16 protein-coding genes and 1 pseudogene are annotated in these 18,479 nt (G+C 51.4%); 3 read left to right on the top strand and 14 right to left on the bottom strand.

Annotated elements, in window-relative coordinates:
* Positions 1–55: 55 nt before the first annotated feature.
* Genes HMPREF1546_RS00410 through HMPREF1546_RS00420 form a run of 3 tightly spaced genes read right to left on the bottom strand, consistent with a single transcriptional unit; the run spans position 56 to position 3,994 of the window.
* Positions 56–1,357, bottom strand: coding sequence for a butyryl-CoA--acetate CoA-transferase (locus HMPREF1546_RS00410; RefSeq protein ID WP_021750182.1), 1,302 nt, complete (start codon positions 1,355–1,357; stop codon positions 56–58).
* Positions 1,358–1,366: 9 nt separating this feature from the next.
* On the bottom strand, positions 1,367–2,512 hold the full coding sequence (locus HMPREF1546_RS00415) for an acyl-CoA dehydrogenase (protein WP_021750181.1): 1,146 nt from the start codon (positions 2,510–2,512) through the stop codon (positions 1,367–1,369).
* Between the two features lie 39 nt (positions 2,513–2,551).
* Positions 2,552–3,994, bottom strand: a complete 1,443-nt coding sequence (locus HMPREF1546_RS00420) for a 4-hydroxyphenylacetate 3-hydroxylase family protein (RefSeq protein WP_021750180.1) — start codon at positions 3,992–3,994, stop codon at positions 2,552–2,554.
* A 345-nt stretch (positions 3,995–4,339) separates the two neighbouring features.
* On the opposite strand from HMPREF1546_RS00420, the gene HMPREF1546_RS19805 reads away from it, so the two are divergent.
* The 3 genes from HMPREF1546_RS19805 to HMPREF1546_RS19425 all read left to right on the top strand — a co-directional run bounded on the left by HMPREF1546_RS19805 (position 4,340) and on the right by HMPREF1546_RS19425 (position 5,926).
* Positions 4,340–4,540, top strand: coding sequence for a 4Fe-4S binding protein (locus HMPREF1546_RS19805; protein ID WP_367646047.1), 201 nt, complete (start codon positions 4,340–4,342; stop codon positions 4,538–4,540).
* A complete protein-coding gene (locus HMPREF1546_RS00425) occupies positions 4,537–5,289 on the top strand; it encodes an IclR family transcriptional regulator (RefSeq protein WP_021750178.1) in 753 nt (250 codons plus the stop codon). Before HMPREF1546_RS19805 ends, HMPREF1546_RS00425 begins: the two co-directional genes overlap by 4 nt.
* A 415-nt stretch (positions 5,290–5,704) precedes the next feature.
* A complete protein-coding gene (locus HMPREF1546_RS19425) occupies positions 5,705–5,926 on the top strand; it encodes a transposase (RefSeq protein WP_021750177.1) in 222 nt (73 codons plus the stop codon).
* Positions 5,927–6,047: 121 nt separating this feature from the next.
* Here the strand turns inward: HMPREF1546_RS19425 and HMPREF1546_RS17930 are convergent, their stop codons facing one another.
* The 11 genes and pseudogenes from HMPREF1546_RS17930 to HMPREF1546_RS17940 form a co-directional block, all read right to left on the bottom strand.
* Positions 6,048–7,088 (bottom strand): glycyl-radical enzyme activating protein, encoded by a 1,041-nt coding sequence (locus HMPREF1546_RS17930; RefSeq protein ID WP_083490931.1) that lies wholly within the window; start codon positions 7,086–7,088, stop codon positions 6,048–6,050.
* Between the two features lie 60 nt (positions 7,089–7,148).
* A complete protein-coding gene (locus tag HMPREF1546_RS00445) occupies positions 7,149–9,509 on the bottom strand; it encodes a pyruvate formate lyase family protein (RefSeq protein WP_051319918.1) in 2,361 nt (786 codons plus the stop codon).
* Positions 9,510–9,613: 104 nt separating this feature from the next.
* Positions 9,614–10,900, bottom strand: a complete 1,287-nt coding sequence (locus HMPREF1546_RS00450) for a hypothetical protein (RefSeq protein ID WP_147629885.1) — start codon at positions 10,898–10,900, stop codon at positions 9,614–9,616.
* Between the two features lie 62 nt (positions 10,901–10,962).
* On the bottom strand, positions 10,963–11,700 hold the full coding sequence (locus tag HMPREF1546_RS00455; RefSeq protein WP_021750172.1) for an SDR family NAD(P)-dependent oxidoreductase: 738 nt from the start codon (positions 11,698–11,700) through the stop codon (positions 10,963–10,965).
* A 47-nt stretch (positions 11,701–11,747) separates the two neighbouring features.
* Positions 11,748–13,169, bottom strand: coding sequence for a Na+/H+ antiporter NhaC (gene nhaC, locus HMPREF1546_RS00460; protein ID WP_051319919.1), 1,422 nt, complete (start codon positions 13,167–13,169; stop codon positions 11,748–11,750).
* Positions 13,170–13,448: 279 nt separating this feature from the next.
* On the bottom strand, positions 13,449–14,642 hold the full coding sequence (locus HMPREF1546_RS00465; protein WP_021750170.1) for a DUF362 domain-containing protein: 1,194 nt from the start codon (positions 14,640–14,642) through the stop codon (positions 13,449–13,451).
* A 186-nt stretch (positions 14,643–14,828) separates the two neighbouring features.
* A complete protein-coding gene (locus HMPREF1546_RS00470) occupies positions 14,829–16,340 on the bottom strand; it encodes a recombinase family protein (RefSeq protein ID WP_002566024.1) in 1,512 nt (503 codons plus the stop codon).
* 94 nt (positions 16,341–16,434) lie between these two features.
* Complete coding sequence (locus HMPREF1546_RS00475) at positions 16,435–16,650, bottom strand: hypothetical protein (protein ID WP_006772915.1); 216 nt, start codon at positions 16,648–16,650, stop codon at positions 16,435–16,437.
* On the bottom strand, positions 16,634–17,578 hold the full coding sequence (gene mobV, locus HMPREF1546_RS00480; RefSeq protein ID WP_021750169.1) for a MobV family relaxase: 945 nt from the start codon (positions 17,576–17,578) through the stop codon (positions 16,634–16,636). Before mobV ends, HMPREF1546_RS00475 begins: the two co-directional genes overlap by 17 nt.
* Before the next feature lie 183 nt (positions 17,579–17,761).
* Complete coding sequence (locus tag HMPREF1546_RS00485; protein ID WP_021751582.1) at positions 17,762–18,157, bottom strand: replication initiator protein A; 396 nt, start codon at positions 18,155–18,157, stop codon at positions 17,762–17,764.
* Positions 18,158–18,268: 111 nt separating this feature from the next.
* Positions 18,269–18,479, bottom strand: a pseudogene (locus HMPREF1546_RS17940) (hypothetical protein); the annotation flags it as partial.

Consider the following 18,479-nt stretch of genomic DNA (forward strand, 5'->3'; position numbering starts at 1 on the left):
CGGGAACCTGCTTGATGGAAACAATGATTTTCATAAAGTCCCTTCCTCATAATAGTCAAATCATGATATTTTCTTTTTTCGCTTGGTACGTCAATTCATCCCGGAATTTCGGATGCGCAATGGCAATGAGTGCCTTTGTCCGCTGACTTAAGGTTTTTCCCCGTAGCTTTGCGATGCCGTATTCTGTCACGATGCAGTCCACATCATTTTTACTGGTGCTGACACAGGCACCAGGTGTCAAAGTAGGGACAATGCGGCTGACCTCCCCGCCGCCTGCAGTAGAGGAGAAGGCGATGAAGCTCTTTCCGCCTTCGGACTGGATCGCGCCCCGGACATAGTCGCTCTGCCCGCCGGTTCCGGAGATGTGCCGGGTCCCGATGGACTCGGCACAGACCTGACCGTAGAAGTCCACTTCCAGCGCCGCATTCACAGACATAAACTTGGGATGCCGGGCAATGATCGCAGGATCGTTGACATAGTCCACTGGGAGCATGGCCACGGCTGGATTGTCATTGATATAGTCGTACATCTTACGGGAGCCCACCGCAAACGTCGCCACAGTTTTCCCGGTGTGAATAGGCTTCCGGCTGTTGTCAACGGCGCCGCACGCGATCAAATCCACCATGCTGTCTGTAAACATCTCTGTATGAATGCCCAGATGCCGCTTCTCCTTCAGGGCCATACCCACCGCGTCCGGGATTGCGCCGATGCCCAGCTGTAGCGTCGCTCCATTCGGAATCTCCTCCGCAATGTACTGCCCGATCTTTGCGCTGGTCTCATCGATTTTCACCGGCGGCAAACAGACCAGGGGTTCATGGTTCTCCCAAAGGGCCGTCACTTGCGAGATGTGGATCTGAGGGGAGGCCAGGCTCCGAGGCATATTACTGTTGACCTCCAGAAAAATCAGCTTGGCATTTTGTAGCAATGCAGGAGTGATGGAACTGTCGCACCCTGTGCTGAAATAACCGTGCCGGTCCATGGACGATACCACGGCCACAAAGGCCTCTGGCTTCAGGTAATCCCGGAACAGACCGGGGATGTCCCGGTAATAGGCCGGCATAATGTCCAATGTCCCGTTCTCCGCCGCCTTTCGCGCGGCTCCCCCGGAAAACCAGGAGACACCATGATAGCCAGCCGCCGTCCGCGGGCTGAAATAGGCGCGAGGGCCCAAGTCCAGCAGAGAGTGCTGCACGATGCCGCTCAGCTCTCCTCTATCCACCCGGTCTCCCACCGCATCGAAAAAGAGGCAGGAGTGGGCGAGTCCAATATCTGACGCGCAGACCATGCCGGATTCTAGCATCTTCGCGGCCTTTGCCGGCGTGGTAAGCCGGTCCGCATATTGTTCCTGATAATTCATAGTGTGCTCTTATTTCACTCCCATGTGGCTGGAGATCACCATGCGCTGGACCTCGCTGGTACCCTCGTAGATCTCAGTGATCTTGGCGTCTCGCATCATCCGCTCCACGGGATATTCACGGGTGTAGCCATAGCCGCCGAATAGCTGCACCACACGCCGCGTCACATCGCTAGCATTTTCGGAGGCAAACAGCTTAGCCATAGAAGAATACAGGCCTAAATCAGGGTCATGGGCGTCTTTTGCTGCCGCAGCGCGATACACCAGCATCTGCGCCGCATCGGTCTTAGTCTGCATATCAGCCAACTGGAACTGGGTGTTCTGGAACTGGCTGAGGCGCTTGTTGAACTGAACGCGCTCCTTGGTGTACTTCACTGCCTCGGCAATGGCACCTTCCGCCAGCCCCAACGCGATAGCTGCCACACCGACGCGGCCACCGTCTAAAGTCTGCATGGCAACCTTGAAACCCTTGCCCTCCTTGCCGAGCAGGTTCTCCTTCGGTACGATGCAGTCGGTAAAAATCAGATCGCACGTGGCGCTACCGCGAATGCCCATTTTCTTCTCGTGTTTGCCGACAGAAAAGCCAGGGAAGCCACGTTCCACAATGAATGCAGAGATCCCATGATTCCCCGCCTTGGGGTCCGTCATCGCCAGAACAATGAACACATCTGCCTCGGACGCGTTTGTGATAAAGCACTTGGAACCGTTGAGGACATAGTGGTCACCCTCCAGCACAGCTGTTGTCTGCTGGCGAGAGGCGTCGGAGCCAGCCCCCGGCTCCGTCAGTCCGAAGGCACCGATCTTGCGGCCAGCCAGTAAATCCGGCAGATACTTCATCTTCTGCTCCTCTGTACCCCAGTCATAAATCGGATTGCAGCACAGAGAGGTGTGGGCCGCAACGATCGTCGCGGTGGTGCCACAAGCCTTGGCCAGTTCCTCGATTGCCATAGCATAGGCCATGTTATTTCCACCCTGTCCGCCATATCTCGTCTCATAGGGAATCCCCATGAACCCATACTTAGCCAGCTTGGGAATCGTCTCCGTAGGGAACCGCTCCTCCTCATCCAACTCTCCTGCCAGCGGTTTTACCTCATTTTCAACAAACTCCTGATACATCTTCCGCAGCATCTGAAGCTCATTTGTCAGCGTGTAGTCCATACCAGTTCTCCTTCTATTGATCTAATTTTTTAGGCGATATCAATCCTCATGGACCTCGATACCCGCCAAGTGCTTCGCAATGTCAACCTTTTCCTTCAGATCATAGCTCCCTAGGATCGCGATGTCCTCCATAATAGGAGATCCGCCGCCATGGACCCCCGCCACCTGGAAGATGACAGAGCTGTATTCTCCGCAGAGCAAATCATTTGCCAGAAGGAACGCCCGGTAGCAGTCCTCAGAGGAAATGCCCTTGCGACGGGTGACGTATTTCTGTACAAACTTTCCGACCTCAGGATGGTTATACTCCTTTGTCATCGGCACAGTGGCGGGCAGACCACCTGCTACATCGCAGAGGGAGTTGAATTCATGGTAGATGTTATGGCCCGCGTGGCGTCTGCCCACATTTGCAAAGATAACGTTGGGCACCTGGGTCCCGGAACTCGCCTTGCTGGATTTCACAGCAGAGGCGATTCCTGCGGCGTATGTCAGCTCCGCCACGCTGATCATCTCTGCCAGCTTTTCCTTGATGTGGCTCTGTTTATTGATATTCTGATAATCCGCCAGCAGTGCGGTCGTGCCCATGATCACATCGCCGATTCCGGGCTTGCAACCGGTATATGAGTGGCGGTGATACAGGGCGAAGCGCAGAGCCAGCTTGCCGGCAAAATCTACCTCACCATTCAGGAAGATACGTTCGTTGGGAACAAAGACGTCATCGAAAACGGTCATGCTCTCGATATCGCCAGCAGATGTGATCGGTGCATCCAAATTCGGTTCCCGCTTCTGGGAGAACGCTTCGCGCCCAATGAGATACACACCCTCGGTATCCGCAGGGATTGCAAACGCAATCGCGTAGTCTTTCTCGTCCTCGCCCATAACCCGTGTCGGGAGGGCAATCAGCTCGTCCGCGTAGGGGGCCATGGTGTTATGTACCTTACAGCCCCGCACCACAACACCATCCAGACGCCTCTCCACAACATGGAGATATTGGTCCGGGTCCCATTGCTCAGAGGGACGGGCTGCTCGGTCACCCTTGGTATCCGTCTGTGATCCGGCGCAAACCAAGTCGTTTTCCTGAAAATACTCCAAAAATTTCAGGAAGCGCTCATAATAAGGCGTCCCATATTTCTCATCCACATCCTTGACTACGGAGGACAGGGCATTCATCATATCGATGCCCATACACCGCTGCACACAGCCACCGCAGAGGCCGCAGATCTTCCGCGTAAGTTCTTGCTTCTTCAACAGATCCTCTACGCTCTGATGAATATGGGTAAAACGGTTAATCGTCTTTCCCGTGATATGAGACGTCGCTGTAATCAGGTCTTTGAAATCCGGATTTTCAACCAAACTGAATGTCATTCGAATGGCAGAACTCGCCTTTATAATACGCGGATCGTCACGCCCGATGCATTCCCCATCCAAGTAAATGTTATGACGCATTCCTTTCAGTTTCTCGAGATACTGCTCTTGTGTCCTCATCCTCTCAGCCTCCTATGTTGTTTTCTTCACCCAGTGGACTTTCTGACCATACTATACATTTTTATTTTATTAATTGCAATACTTAATTCCAATTATTGAAATTTGAAAAGAGTAAATTTTCTGATCAAAACTTTATATGTTTCGTATTTTTTGTGTTTTTTTGCATAAATACTTATATATTTTTTATGGATAGTGGCAAATAATTAGTTTACAAATAAATATTTGCAATTTTTCAATATTTGTGATATTCTATTTTCGAAATTTGAAATTCTATTATTTAAAAATTTGTGGGGAGGGAGTTGTGTGTATATCTCAGAAGCTCAGTGTGTCTGCTGCGGTGCCTGTGTGCTGATCTGCCCCCGGAGGGCGATCGCCCTCCGGGCCGGAAAGGCCGTCCTGGACCGCTCCCGCTGCATCGAATGTGGAATCTGTATCCCCAAATGCTATGCCAGGGCGATCCGTTCCGGCAGTGAAAAAATAGTTGTATCTCATGATCGCTATGTTATACTGAATTCAGCAAAGGAAAGGCGCGGTGATGTCCAATGATAAACAATCCATATACGCTCACTCTACTAAAGGCTTTTGACATCCTAAATTGCTTTGATCTCGACGATCAGGAAATCAGTATCAAGGAGATTTCCGCCCGCATCGAGATGCCCCAGAGCTCCGTCTACCGGATCATCCAGAGCCTGGAGTTCGTCGGAATGATCTTCCAAAACAAGGAGACCAAAAAGTATCGGCTCGGGACCAAGTTCATTTCACTTTCCAGAAAACAGTCCTATCTGAGTAACTGTCTCCAGATAGTCACCAAGCAAATGGAACTCCTGGGAAAAGAGACCGGAGAGACCGTCAATCTCGCGACTCTCAACTGCGACAAGATCACCTACATCCACCGGGTGGAATGCCAGCATATCCTTCGTCCAAACTTTGTTCTGAACGCCTCCTATCCGGCGTATAAAACAGGATTGGGCACCGTTCTTTTGGCGGAGTTGAGCGACGCAAGCCTGCAGTGGATCTACCAAAATGACGCAGATGACATCGGCTGCTCATACAGCTACTTTGTGGAGGTCCTCCGCAGCGTTCGCCGGGATGGCTATGCGTTTGACGATCAGGTCTTTTCACCTGGGCTGCGATGTGTCGCAGCTCCGGTCAAGGGGCCGGGTGGAAAATCTTTGTTCGCCATAAGCGTCTCCGCCCCCATCATACGCATGAGTGATGAAACCTATCTCAAGATACGGGACCTAGTGGTAAAACGGGCTACTGCCGCCGCCGAGGAAATCATGGAGCTGGGATAATCCCCTGCACAAGCAAAAGGAAACGAAGCTTTTGCCTCGTTTCCTTTTACTGTTTCATACCTCTTCTTTTTCCGAGTTCTCCGTTGCCTGCAGTTCTTTTTCCGCAGGGTCGGAGAGCCGTTTTTTGATTTCAACCCCAAAGATGCAGATCAGCACGATCAGGCCCGCCACTGCCGTGAATTTGAGGTCTTTTGCCGGAAAGAAAGAATGGCTATTGGAGTGGACTATTCGTTGGCATTGATGTGAGCAACAAGAACAACTTCTATTCCTGGCATTAGCAAGGTATACTCCGCTGGCATCACTCGCTGAAATTGGGGATATTCGCCGTTTCAATTCTCAAACCTTTGTTTCCAAATACGCTGGACTTGTCTAGAACAGAAATCAGTCCGGTGACTTTGAAGCAGAACATTCCCGAATGATTAAATCCGGCAATCGCTATCTTCGGTACTATCTGCCGGAAGCCGCCAACTCCGCGAGAAGATGCGACTCCGAGCTTCGGCGCTACTATGTCCTCAAATTCAAAGAGGTCAACAAGTACCAGCACAAACGCACACTCGCCTTAACTGCCAGAAAACTCGTTCGGTTGGTCTTTCGACTTCTGAAAGACCAACGCCTGTATATCCCGCCAGAGGGCTAGTCTCGCCGCTTGCCGCTCTGACGCCCAAGCCCTGTTTCAAAAATTCAGGAGGCAGAGCTCAGGTTGGTGTTGCCTTAGGAGGGACTCTTCCCAGAAAATCGTCGTTTGTCCGATGCCGTATTCATTCCAAATAAAAGCAGACTTTACCGCTTCCCGCAAGGACCCGATTGGCGAGGTCAACTAATTCGAGCATTCTTTCTAGAGTCGGAGTCAGCGTCCCATGCAACTCATATTTACGTCCCAGTGCATGGTATTTGGACTCTCCCAAGCTGTGATATGCCAGCAGTTCATAACCTTCCACCTTAGGTATCGATCTAATCAGTTCTGCAATTCCACTGATATTTTTCTCCTCGTCGGTATAACCTGGAATTACTGGGGTTCTCACAACAATTGGTATCCCAAACTCCGAGATTTGATGTAGATTTCTCAAAATTAACCGATTATCTTTCCCGGTAATACGTTTATGCACTTCTGGATCGATATGTTTGACATCAAAATACATTGCGTCAACATACTGCAGAACCTTCTCAAACTGTTCATATCGCGCATATCCGCAACTCTCCAACATCACATTAATACCGCTTTCATGGCAACGTTTAGCGATGTCATGCAACAGCTCTGGCTGCGCAAGCGGTTCGCCGCCCGAGAATGTAACTCCGCCACCTGACTTGGAGAAAAAAAACCGGTCCTTTTCAATCTCTCGAAAAAAAGCATCAGGTGAGTTAGACCTTCCGACAACATGTTTTGAGCCCGCATAGCAAATATCCGCACAGTGAAAACATCGCTTGCAGCGTGTACGGTCAATCTGCGGATAGCCATTTTCTGCTATCTTAATCGCTTCTGCAGGGCACTCCCGAGCGCAGGCCATACATCCAATACATCTGCTTTCTGACTCCATAATTTCTCGATGGAATGACTGAGATTCCGGATTTGCACACCACACACAGGAAAGTGGGCATCCCTTCATGAACACAGTTGTTCTCAGCCCATTTCCATCCCGGTTGGAGCATCTTTGAATATTAAATATCATACGGCAAATTATTCCATTTCTACAAATTAAGGCGGCACGGCTGCAATCCAGAAAAAGCGCAAAGAGTTCTGCCCATTCAGGGGACTTTCTGCATTCTGGTATCATCTGAATTATTCCAGAAATTACTTCCATGCCGCCCTATATTTGTTTTGATAACTGTCAGATCATCATCCAGCAATCTCAGATATCGCGTCAGACGCAGTTCTGGAGTGTGCGACTGATAATATCATCCTGTACCTTTCTCTCCAGTTCTACAAAATACGCAGAATATCCAGCCACACGCACCAGAATGTTCTGGTACTCTTTTGGGTTCTTCTGGGCAGCACGAAGCGTCTCTGTATCTACCACGTTTACCTGGAGGTGCTCTCCGTATTGTTCAAAATATCCTCGTACAATAGATTCTAGGATATCCAGACCTTTCTCACCTCTGAGCAAGGCCGGATCAAACCGCTGATTCACTAATTCGCCGGTCTGCATCATAAACAGATCGGTGTAGGCCACCGAGGAGAGCGCCGCAGTAGGTCCATTTGTATCCCGTCCACTCATAGGAGAGGCGTTATCCGCCTGTGGCGTGAACGCATGTCTTCCGTCTGGCATGGCGCCGACCTGCTCCCCCAGCGTCACATTGTAGGATTGAGTGGAAACCAACGCCGTATAGCGCCCTCCATGGCCGTCCTTCAAGTCAGTAAACTGCAGTTCATCGCTCAGCCAGCCTGTGAGCGCACGTGCATAGTCATCCACCAACTCATCGTTATTTCCAAATTTGGGAGCTCGGTTCAGCAAGAGCTGGCGAATGTTCTCACGTCCCGCAAAGTCTGTTGCCAAGGCGTCCATCAGTTCCGCCATGGTCAAGTATTTTTCTTTGAATACGCAGACATCGATCGCGGCGAGGGAATCCGCCACATTGGCTGGGCTGGTAATTGCGCAGACAGAGAATTTATGAGGAGCTGCTCCTTGCTGCAGATATTCCCCTTTCTCAATACAGCCCGCCGTGAAACACGAAGCCGTAAATGTCGGCAACAGATATGCGTGACATGCCTGGACCCGCGCAAAAACCTTCAACCACTGCACCGCAAAATAATGAATCTGTGTGCGGAATGCTTCTATCACCTGGCCCATGGACGTAAAGGTCCGCACATCGCCTGTATGAAGACCGATTTGTTTTTTAGAAATCGGATCCAAACCATCATTCAATGTAATTTCAAGAATTTTATAAGGGTTGAAGAAACCCACATTGGCATTTTCATCGGTAATGCCAGGCACCATATTTTCCACACAACCACAGACACAGTATTCGCGCGCTTCTTTGATATTGTAACCCATAGAGAGCAGGTTTGGAATACATATATTGTCATTGAAGAACGCAGGATGACTATTTCCACCTCGTACGCACTCCAAGGCCAGGCGGAATGTATTGCGGTTGATGTTGTTATGGTAGCGGAACGACATAGCCGGTTCTTTGGTAGGCATTTCCAAAATAGAGCGGAGGATCAGGTCTGTCAGCGGATTGCAGGCGTCTTTCCCATCCGCTTTCTGTCCACCTAGGAACATATGCATCCACAAGGGGCATCCGGCATAAGACTGCGCTTCCATCGCAGGACGATATATCTTGATCTCGGAGACCTTAAGTTTCAGCTCATTGACCAAGTCAGAAATAAAGTCCTCACTCACACCGTTTTTTAGATCTGCCTGGTAGAAAGGATACATGTATTGGTCAAAACGTCCAAGACAGTGATTGTGTCCATTGCCCTCGAGCATGAATGCCAAGTGCGTAAACCAAACTAACTGCGTAGCCTGATGGAAGTTTTTCGGCGGATGCTCTGGTACGGTGCGGCAGTTCTCCGCGATTGTCAAAAGTTGTTGACGGCGCTCGGCATTTGAGCACTCCGCAGACATTTTTTCAGCCAGATCGGCATACCGGTGTGCATGGTCAATAATTGCCTCCATCACAATGATAAAGCTCTCCCAAGTATTCTTCCGACCAAGGGCATCTACGTCTACATTGTCAAGGGAAGCGATCTGTTTTCTACACTCGTCAATGTAGAAACGGTATCCCCTCTTGACCAAATTGTAATAATCCGGGGCGTTTGCGCCAGTATCCTTTTCTCTACTGCCAATCGTAAAGATGCCCAGTTCTTCCATCAAAGCAGACTCACTATCGATCTGTTCCTTTGTATAGTCGCCAAAGGTATGCCCCTTCCACTTGGAGGCCAAATCCTTGAGTTCCTCTTTCTCTCCGGGAAGGAATTGGTATGGATCATATGCGCGGGTGTCTGCATTTTCAATCTCGTCTGACAACCAAGAGAGGACATCCACAAAAACGGGGCATCCCACTAGCCGTGACGCCGTGTGGCCCGCCAGTAAAGAGTCCTCATCAATAAAAATAGTTCGGTTTTCCAGAAAATATTTAAAAAACTTGGCACGATGTAAAACCATCGGCTCATTGGACACTTGGCTATAGTACTTTGTGACCAATCGAGCACGGTCCAAACAGATTGTCGGTGTCGTTGTGCGCTGACGCTCCCGCAATCGCTTTATTCTTTCAGACAGCATAAAAAATCCCCCTTTTTTTCTCACATTGAAGTATCTTGCTGATACAAGTAATCAAAACTTCTTTATCGGCTCACGCTTAATGGGCGGGCCTGCCTTCTTTTAATTCAGTGGCTGTAGAGCTGATAGTCTGTAAGCATCACACCCCGGCAGTTCATGGTATCGGACAACTCCTCCACCAGATTCTTGACGCCAGCGGTCTTGATGGCCAGCATCATGATGTAGGGATCTTTGACATCGATGAAATTGTTCAGATAATCCAGCATATTGTCCTTTAGTTGCGTGCCTCTGGCCACCAAGTCAGCTGCTTCCTGATCCACTGCACAGAAGTCGATTGCATGGAGCACTTCCGGCACATATGCCTCCAGCTCCCTAGCCAGCGCCAACTTCCGGACAATCTCCTCGTTGGTCACCTGATCATCCAGTCCACAGTCCGCCATCACAGTGACAGCGTGCCCGGTCTGATAGTAAACTTGGCCCGCCATATCAAAGAGCAGGCAGGTGCACAGGTGTGCATCGTTCAGGCCGATCTGCCCCTTTGCCCGGCCCAGCTTGTTAGTGAATACCATGGAACCAAATGCCTCATCCCCATGGATCTGCTTCAGAGCTGCAAGGAACACCAAGCGCTTATAGGGGGAGTGGAACATATCACCGAAGGAGTGGGCCACCTTTGCGCCCAGCAGATCCTCGGCGATGTACTTCTCTATCAGAGCCATCCCAATCAGCTGGCCCATATCGCCGCACTTATCGCCATATCCGTCGTCCAGATTGGAGTGGACCAAGGTACCGTCTGCCCGGTGCTCACCCATGACGGCCATCGCCATCACAGCGGAGCGGGTTCTGGCCTCGGTGTCCGGAAACTCCGGGTAGTCCCATCCGAAGAACTGAGAGATATTGCCCATGGTAGTAACGCCAGCCCTCAGGGCGGAGCAACAGGATTCAAAGGAAGCGGGACTGCCAATCATATTGTCTCCCAAGTGGGGCTGAGAGAAAGAGAAAGATGCCAGCTCCACCCAAGCATCAGGAGTATTAAGATATAGCCCGTTATGAGCTGCGGCATCCTGTCGCATGGTGGCGGGGAGGGCCATGGAGGGATCCAGTGATACACCGAAGCGGTCCAGGACCACGCCGCTCTCAGCCAGCTGGCCCTCCAGCCGGGTCATGTCCCGTACCATGGCCTCCCGGCTGGGGAAGCAGAAGTGGGTGTGGTACATTAGTCCGCCTTTTCGGGCCATGACAGCCTTGTACTCCTTCTCAGACTTGAATCCGTGGGCTTTGCACCAGGCGGTCTGAGGAATCTGGATGGTCTTGGCCTCCCGGCGAGCATCCTCCAGGAAGGCAGCACTGTCCGCCTTTGGCATATTCTGCAGCAGTTCAGTCATCTTCCGGTTCACAAAAAGCCTCCCTATTTAAGAATATTCCCCCAGGGAAAAGGTTTCTGCCATGTCGCTTCCGATCAATCCATGATAATGCCGCCGTTGACATCCAGGATTTCGCCATCGATATAGGATACCTTATCATTGCACAGGAAACAGACAGCCTCCGCGATCTCAGACAGCTTGCCCAGACGGCGGGCGGGAATCCGGGGCAGGTAGGTCTTCCAGCGGTCAGAGGCCAGAACAGTCTTGGACTCCACCCAGCCGGGAGCTACGCAGTTGCAGTTGATACCAGTGCCGGCCAGCTCCAATGCAAAGGACTTCGTGAAGCTGATGACGCCGGCCTTTGCAGCAGAGTACACACCTACGCCCTCGGCAGGATTCTTGCCGTCAATGGAAGCGATGTTGACAATACGACCATACTGATTGGGCAGCATGCTCTCCTTCACCACAGTCTGGGTCATGAAGAACAGGCCTTTTAGATCAATGCCCATCACGAAGTCGAAGTGCTTCTCATCGGCATCCATCACAGGGCAGGCCGGATAGACTCCTGCGTTGTTCACCAAAATGTCGATCTTGCCGGTTTCCTTTACGATCTTCTGGACACCCTCGCGGATCGCGTCCACATTGGAAATATCCAGCACCATGGGATAGACCTTGCGTCCCATCCCGCGGATCTTCTTCACCACTTCCGTCTCGTCATCAACCTTCAGGTCGGCAATGATGACGTCGGCACCGTATTCCGCGAACTTCTCTACGATGACACTGCCAATACCGCTGGCGCCGCCAGTCACCAATGCAATTTTGCCTTCAAACATATGTAAGACTCCTTCTTTTTCAAAATATATGGGCACTGATCAGATGATCAGTCCTCATGCACTTTCTGACCCTCGGGGTCCTTTTCATAGTCATAGCGATATATGCCTTTGTTCAAGGCCGCCCACAGGATGGAGAAGATGGGCACCAGATACATGAAGTAGTAGGGCAGATAATCCAGCGTGGCAACGCCCAGCGCACCGGCGATAAACACACCAGAGGAGCCCCAGGGAACGATCGGGCAGAAGGTCAGGGCACCGTCAGAGATGGAACGGGACATGACACACTTATCAATGCCCAGCTCCTCATACCGCTTGCCGAAGGCCTTGACGGGGACGAGAGCCGCCATATAGGGATCGCAGAACACATAGCCGCCCAGAGCGGATACGATAGTCGTGCTGGCTACCAGCCCCGTCTGGTTACGCACCAGGAAAGAGATCTTCTCCACGATGCTGGACAGCAGGCCAGTACGCTCGAACAGGCCGGCCATAGCCAGAGAGACAATCATCAGCATCAGAGTGGAGGCCATTGCCAGCATACCGCCGCGGTTGCAGATGGAAGCCACCGTCACGACGTCGGTCTCGACCGTGCAGCCGTGCATCATCACATACAGGGAATCACCAAAGCTGCGGCCCTGATACAGCCACGCGGTCAGGGCTCCGATGATGGCAGCCAGAGTCAGGGAGGGTACAGAGGGGACCTTCAGGATCAGCATGATAATCAGGGCCACCACAGGGATCAGGGTAGGCAGGCCCAGCTTGAAGGTCTCAGCCAACCCGCCGGTGATCTCTGTCACAGCGCTCATATCCATGTTCTCACCGCTGTGCCCCATGCCGAGGACAGTGAAGATAATGAGGGACACAACAAATGCGGGAGCGGTCGTCCACAGCATCCGGCGAGCGTGCTTGTAGATATCAACCTTGGACACACCGGAGGCGAAAATGCAGAAGTCGGACAGCGGAGACTGCTTGTCGCCGAAGAAAGCGCCGCAGCAGACCGCGCCGGCGGTGATAGCGACCGGGATGCCCAAGCCCATGGAGATGCCGATGAAAGCAATACCAATGGTGGAGGCGGTGGTCCAGGAGGAGCCCGTCATCGTGGACATGATCGCACACATGATGGCCACAAAGGGCAGGAAAATCGCGGGGTTGATCAGCTCCAGGCCCAGATAGATGATGTAGGGCACAGTGCCGGCCGCCATCCAGGTACCCACCAGCATACCGATGATGCAGATGATCATCAGCACCTGAGTGGATTCACTGATGGACTTGATCATGGCGTGCTCTAGATCCTTATAGGGGACGTGGAGGCACATGCCATAGAGGAGAACAACCGCCGCCGCAAAGACGACGGGGATATGCGCGTCCAGCCCCAAGACAAGGATTCCCACCAGAATGATGGCAGTGGCAAGCACAAATACCAGCAGAGACAATCCGAATGTTGCCTTTTTCTCATAAACTTCCTTTTTCATATGAGCATCATTCCTTTCATTCATTTTCATTAGCAGCTATAAGTGAAACTGAAAAGCACAGGAATTCAAAGGATCACACCTATAGGTGAAAAAAATTCAATCAAATTGAAAGAAGTCAAATCAGCAAGATAAGATGCCATCTGCCAGCAGGAGGCTCATTCAGTTCGCATCTGCCCGTATCAAAACAATGTCCTGTACTCACGGACTTGTGAACAGTGCCCAGACAACAGGACGATGGATAGAATCATAGCCGCTTTTATGCTTCCCCCATTTTTCATTTCAGCTGTAGCGCACTCCATACTCCTTGCGGTCTCCCAAGACGCCCTTTACCACATCGGCGTTTCCGGGCGGGCACCCTACCACCCAGCGGAATCCCATCTCATCGGCCAGTTTCTTGGCGCAGATACCGACGCACACGGTATTCTCCGCATTGGCACCCTCTGGCAGATGCTCCTTGGTGCAGGGGCCGACGCAGACATTCATATTCTCCAGATACAGGAATAGGTCCTGGGCCTTCATATCCATCAGTGCGCTGATGACAGTGTTGTGGCAACCTGTACAGGCGTCCTTGCTGAAAATCAGATTGAAGGACGTGGGAATCCCCTCAATCGTCACCTCACTGGAGCGCTTGAAACGGCTGGCAACCTCCTCGATCTGCTTCCCAACCACTTCGATCTTCTTCAGGTCCATCTCGCCCATACCGCGTTTATGAGCGGCCTCGGTAATCATAACCTCTTCCGGCTCATAACCCATGATCTTTCCCGTAACAGCCTCGCAGGCCACCAGGTCCTTGGAGCCAATAATCAGATCCATCTCCTTGGTCTCGCCGAAGATGGGACCCAGTCCCTGCTGACCGAACGTGCCGTCCACGATCTCGAGAACAGGCTTGAGGGTCTTGCACCAGTCTACCACACCCTCGATCAGTCCCTGCTTGTGGAAGTCCTTTTTCTGCACATCCGTCAGTAGGCCCTTGAGGTTTTTCAAGCCCAGTGTAATCTCCGTCTGATCATGGGTCTTCATGACCGGTACAGTGATGATGGCATCCGCATCGCGGACCAGTTCCCAAGTATTGATTTTGTCAAATACCACGCCATCCTCCACTGGCATGACGCATCTGGCATTCTCTTTATTCTTGAGGTCAATGACGGGAATGCCTTTGTCTCTCAACTCCTGATAGCCGCACTTGGCAATGGTCAGCTCTGTGTCAGCACCTGCAGCGGAGGATTCTGCAATAACCGGCACGCCGCCCACAGCCTGCACAGCCTCATAGATTGCAAGGCAGACTTCCCACCGAGTGATGCCGCCGGAGAGACGGTCCGTGGGGCAGGCCACCAGATTCGGCTTGATGATGACCTTATAGCCGGGCTTGATAATATCCTCCAGACCGCCGATCTGTTCAATTACCTGATCAACTGCCTTCTTGATGGATTCGTAGCTTTGATCCTGCGTTTTCACTACAGCAACTTTTGACATATGCACACAACCTCTTCCCCTTATAAAGTTGACCGCCAGATAGACCCCGCGAGTGGCCTAACCCTTGTCCAAGTAATGCCATCTTTGCAGAATGATGCTATTACTTAAAAACAGTATAATGCATAGCAAAGTACAGTTTACAAGGGACTACACAGGGTAACGGTCTGACGGGAGGTGTGCCGCCCGTCAGATTTTCCATGTGATGTTCAAGCTGTCACTTGTAGCGGCAACGGTGGTAATCATCAAATCCACCACACGCCGCTTGTCATCAAAGGATACATTGTCCCATGTGTCGAGGTAGCCGGAAATCTGGCTGACCTGTTCCGGGCTGATGGCTTCCACCGTCAACTCCGCTATCCTCGCCAGAAGTTCCTGCTTGCGTCCGTCCAGTTCCGCTATCTTCACATTCACATAGGAGAGCAGGACATTGTTTGCACCCGTCAGACTGTCCACCAGCTTTTCAATCTCGCTGTCCACATGGAGAAGTTCCACTTGCAGGGCGGCGATTTTCGGGTTTGCCTTTGCCGCTTTTTTTCTGCCCGTCAGCGTTTTGTAGCTTGCCAGCTTCTTCACCATCTGCTGATAAACAACCGCTTCCAGCTCCGAAGTGATGATTTTCCCGCACCCGGCACAGCTTTTATTGTCCAGCCGCTTTGTGCAGCGGAGATATTGCTTTCCCACAGGATTGTTAATGCTCATAAGGGCATACCCGCAGTTTCCGCACTTGATTTTTCCCGCCAGCCATGTATGGGTGGCTTTCCGGGCAGACTGGATTTTCATGTTGTTCATCAGCTTCTTGCGGCAGGTCAGCCAGATGTCGGAGGGGACAATGCCCTCATGGGGAGCCAGCACCAGCATTTGGTCTTTCAAGTCGTTCTTTTTGCTGGGCTTCACATCCCGCCCTTGATACAGATAGCAGCCATTCATGCCGGTAAAATCGGCAGCGTCATTGACAATGATTGTCCCTTGACTTTTGAAAAATTCGTACACATCAAGGTCTGCCTGCACATAGACAGGATTGCGTAACATCTGCGCCAGCGTGGGGCGTATTAGTTCCTTGCCGTTGAATAAAATTCCCTGTTCGGCAAAGTACCGGGTAATGTCCCCGTAGGAGGTTGTGGGCTGGGCGTACATCTCAAACATCAGCCGGATATTTGCCGCTTCCTCCGGGTTTACCACCAGCTTCTTTGTGTTGATACCGTCCATCTTAATCGGCTCTGTATGGAAGCCGTAAGGGGCTTTCCCACCCATCTTGAAGCCTCGCTGGCTGCGGGAATAATAAGCGTCCGTCACCCGCTTCTGTATCGTTTCCCGTTCAAGCTGGGCGAACACGATACAGATATTCAGCATAGCCCGCCCCATCGGGGTGGAGGTATCAAACTTTTCCGTAGAGGACACAAACTCTACATTGTACTGTTGGAACAGCTCCATCATATTGGCAAAGTCCAGAATGGAACGGCTGATACGGTCGAGCTTGTAAACCACGACCTTTGCAATCAAGCCCCGCTTGATGTCCCGCACCAGTTCTTGAAACTTCGGACGGTCTGTGTTCTTGCCGCTGTACCCCTTGTCTGTGTATTCCTTGCAGTTACCGCCTTTCAACTCGTATTTGCAAAATTCAATCTGGCTTTCAATGGAAATGCTGTCCTTTTTGTCCACCGATTGTCTTGCATAGATTGCGTCTATTCGATTATTCATATTGTCGCTCCTTTTCTTAAAAAAGAAACGGAGCTGCTGACAGCTTTATTATACCGCCAGCAGCCCCGCAAATCAACGATGGCTTCGGAAAACCTTATGCCCCGGCTTCCTCACTCTGCCGTTTGTCGGCATACTTGCGGAACACCTCATAAAGCTGCTGTTCCAGCTCCCGGCGTTTTGCCGCTTCCTGCTCCGGCGTGAACACCGGGGAGAGGTTTTCCAGAGTGATTTCCCTGCCTTGAAAAGTCACGACTTCCGTTTCCTTTTTGTATCTGATAGTGGTACTTATAAAATCACCTTTCCTTTCCATGCTGCCGCTTCTGCCGTTTCAGTTCCGCCAGTATATCCGGCGGGATACGGTCAACCAGCCGCTGTAAATTGTCCAGTTCGCTTTTCAGCTTTGCCCTTTCCATCGTATCTTTCATCTTGCCTTTTTCACCGGCTTTTGCCCTTGCTTCCAGCTTTTCGTTTTCCGCTAACAGGTCATTGATTGTGACCTTGTATTTTTTCAGTTGCCCGGAGAAATTCTCCATCTGCGGGAACCACTTTTTCAGCATGGAGAGGGCTTCCTCTTTTTTCTTTCCGGCGTTGAACGGGGTAATATCGCCCAGCGTGGCTTCAATGGCTCTTGCCTGTTTGGAGAGATTGACCGCCTGCTTGAACAGACGGGTGGGGATATGCTTCCTGCCTGTCTTGCTGGCACTTTCCCCACGCTCCAAGTCAGGATATTTCTCCACCATATAGGCGTGAAAATCGTCCTGCCACTTTGTCAGGTTTGCCCGGTTGCCGATAATCTCCTTTGCACACAGGCGGTTGTCCTCTGTCAGCGGGACAAAGACCAAATGCAGGTGGGGTGTTTTCTCGTCCATGTGTACCACTGCCGACACGATATTTTCCCGACCTACCCGCCCGATTAAGAAATCAGCCGCCCTCTGGAAAAACGCCTGTATCTCCTTTGGGGATTTCCCCTTGAAAAACTCCGGGCTGGCGGTTACCAGCGTATCGACAAACCGTGTGCTGTCCTTGCGGGTCCGGCACCCCGCCTGTTCAATCCGGCTCTGAATGAAGTGGTAGTAGCGTCCCTCCGGCTTGACGATATGGAAGTTGTATTTGCTCCGGCTGGTGTCAATGTCGGGGTTGCTGGCGTATTGCTCTTTCTGCCGTTCGTGATGGGCTTCCAGCGGTCTTGCCGGATTGCCCTTGTGTTTTTCAAATCGCAAAATTGCGTGTTGTGCCATAAACTCCTTTCCCCGTTCCTTTCCCTTCCGGGATTTTTTTCACAGGAAAATCCCGCAGAAAATATCTCGGATAGGAAGGGAATGGATAGAATATAAATCAGTATTTTTATCTTTGTATTTCTATATACCGTCCGATTTTCGTACTTCAAGAGGATTGATTATCGTACTCCATGAGTGCGGTTTTCAGTCCTCCGGCGTACCAGAACGGGATTTCTTGAAGTCGGTATTTGGAACCGCTTCATAGGATTTTGGGTAAATGCGGTTGGGTTTTCCACAGCCTTGCTTCTGGATTTCCACCAGTCCGGCGTATTGCAGCTCCCGCAGGGTGTTGACGGCTTTCTGCCGCCCACAGTGAAGCAGGGCAACAACCTCGCAGATTGGGTAATACAGGAAAATCCGCCCGTATTCGTCCGCCCAGCCGTTCTTACGGGACAACTCCGTCCGGCGTAGGATAAAGGCGTACAACACCTTTGCCTCGTTGGACAGAGGGCTGAATGTAGGGGCTTCAAAGAGAAAGTTGGGCAAGCGTGTGAAGCTGACTGCTTTCTCCGGCTGATGAATATAAATTGTGCTTGTCATATCGTGTTTTGTGGACAGTTAGAAGCCTGTTTCCGGGGGCAGACGGTAGTTTCTATTGCCTGCCCCTGTTCTGTGCTTGCAAAGCCTTGAAAATCAAGGACTTTTCAGCCCCTAACTGTCCACAGTAGACCTCCTTTTCCGTTCACTTTCTGTTTTCTGCCGCCTGTGAACTCTGGCGGCACAGCCGGGGCAGTATTTTGCCCGGTTGGATTTAGGGACGAACACACCGCCGCAGACCGCACAGCGTTTCAAGTCCTTATCCCGGAAAATCTCCGCTTCCAGCGTCCCGTCCAGCGGCAAGACCGCCCAGCGGAACCACTTA

The sequence above is a fragment of the Oscillibacter sp. KLE 1745 genome, from assembly GCF_000469445.2.
GTDB lineage: Bacteria > Bacillota > Clostridia > Oscillospirales > Oscillospiraceae > Oscillibacter > Oscillibacter welbionis.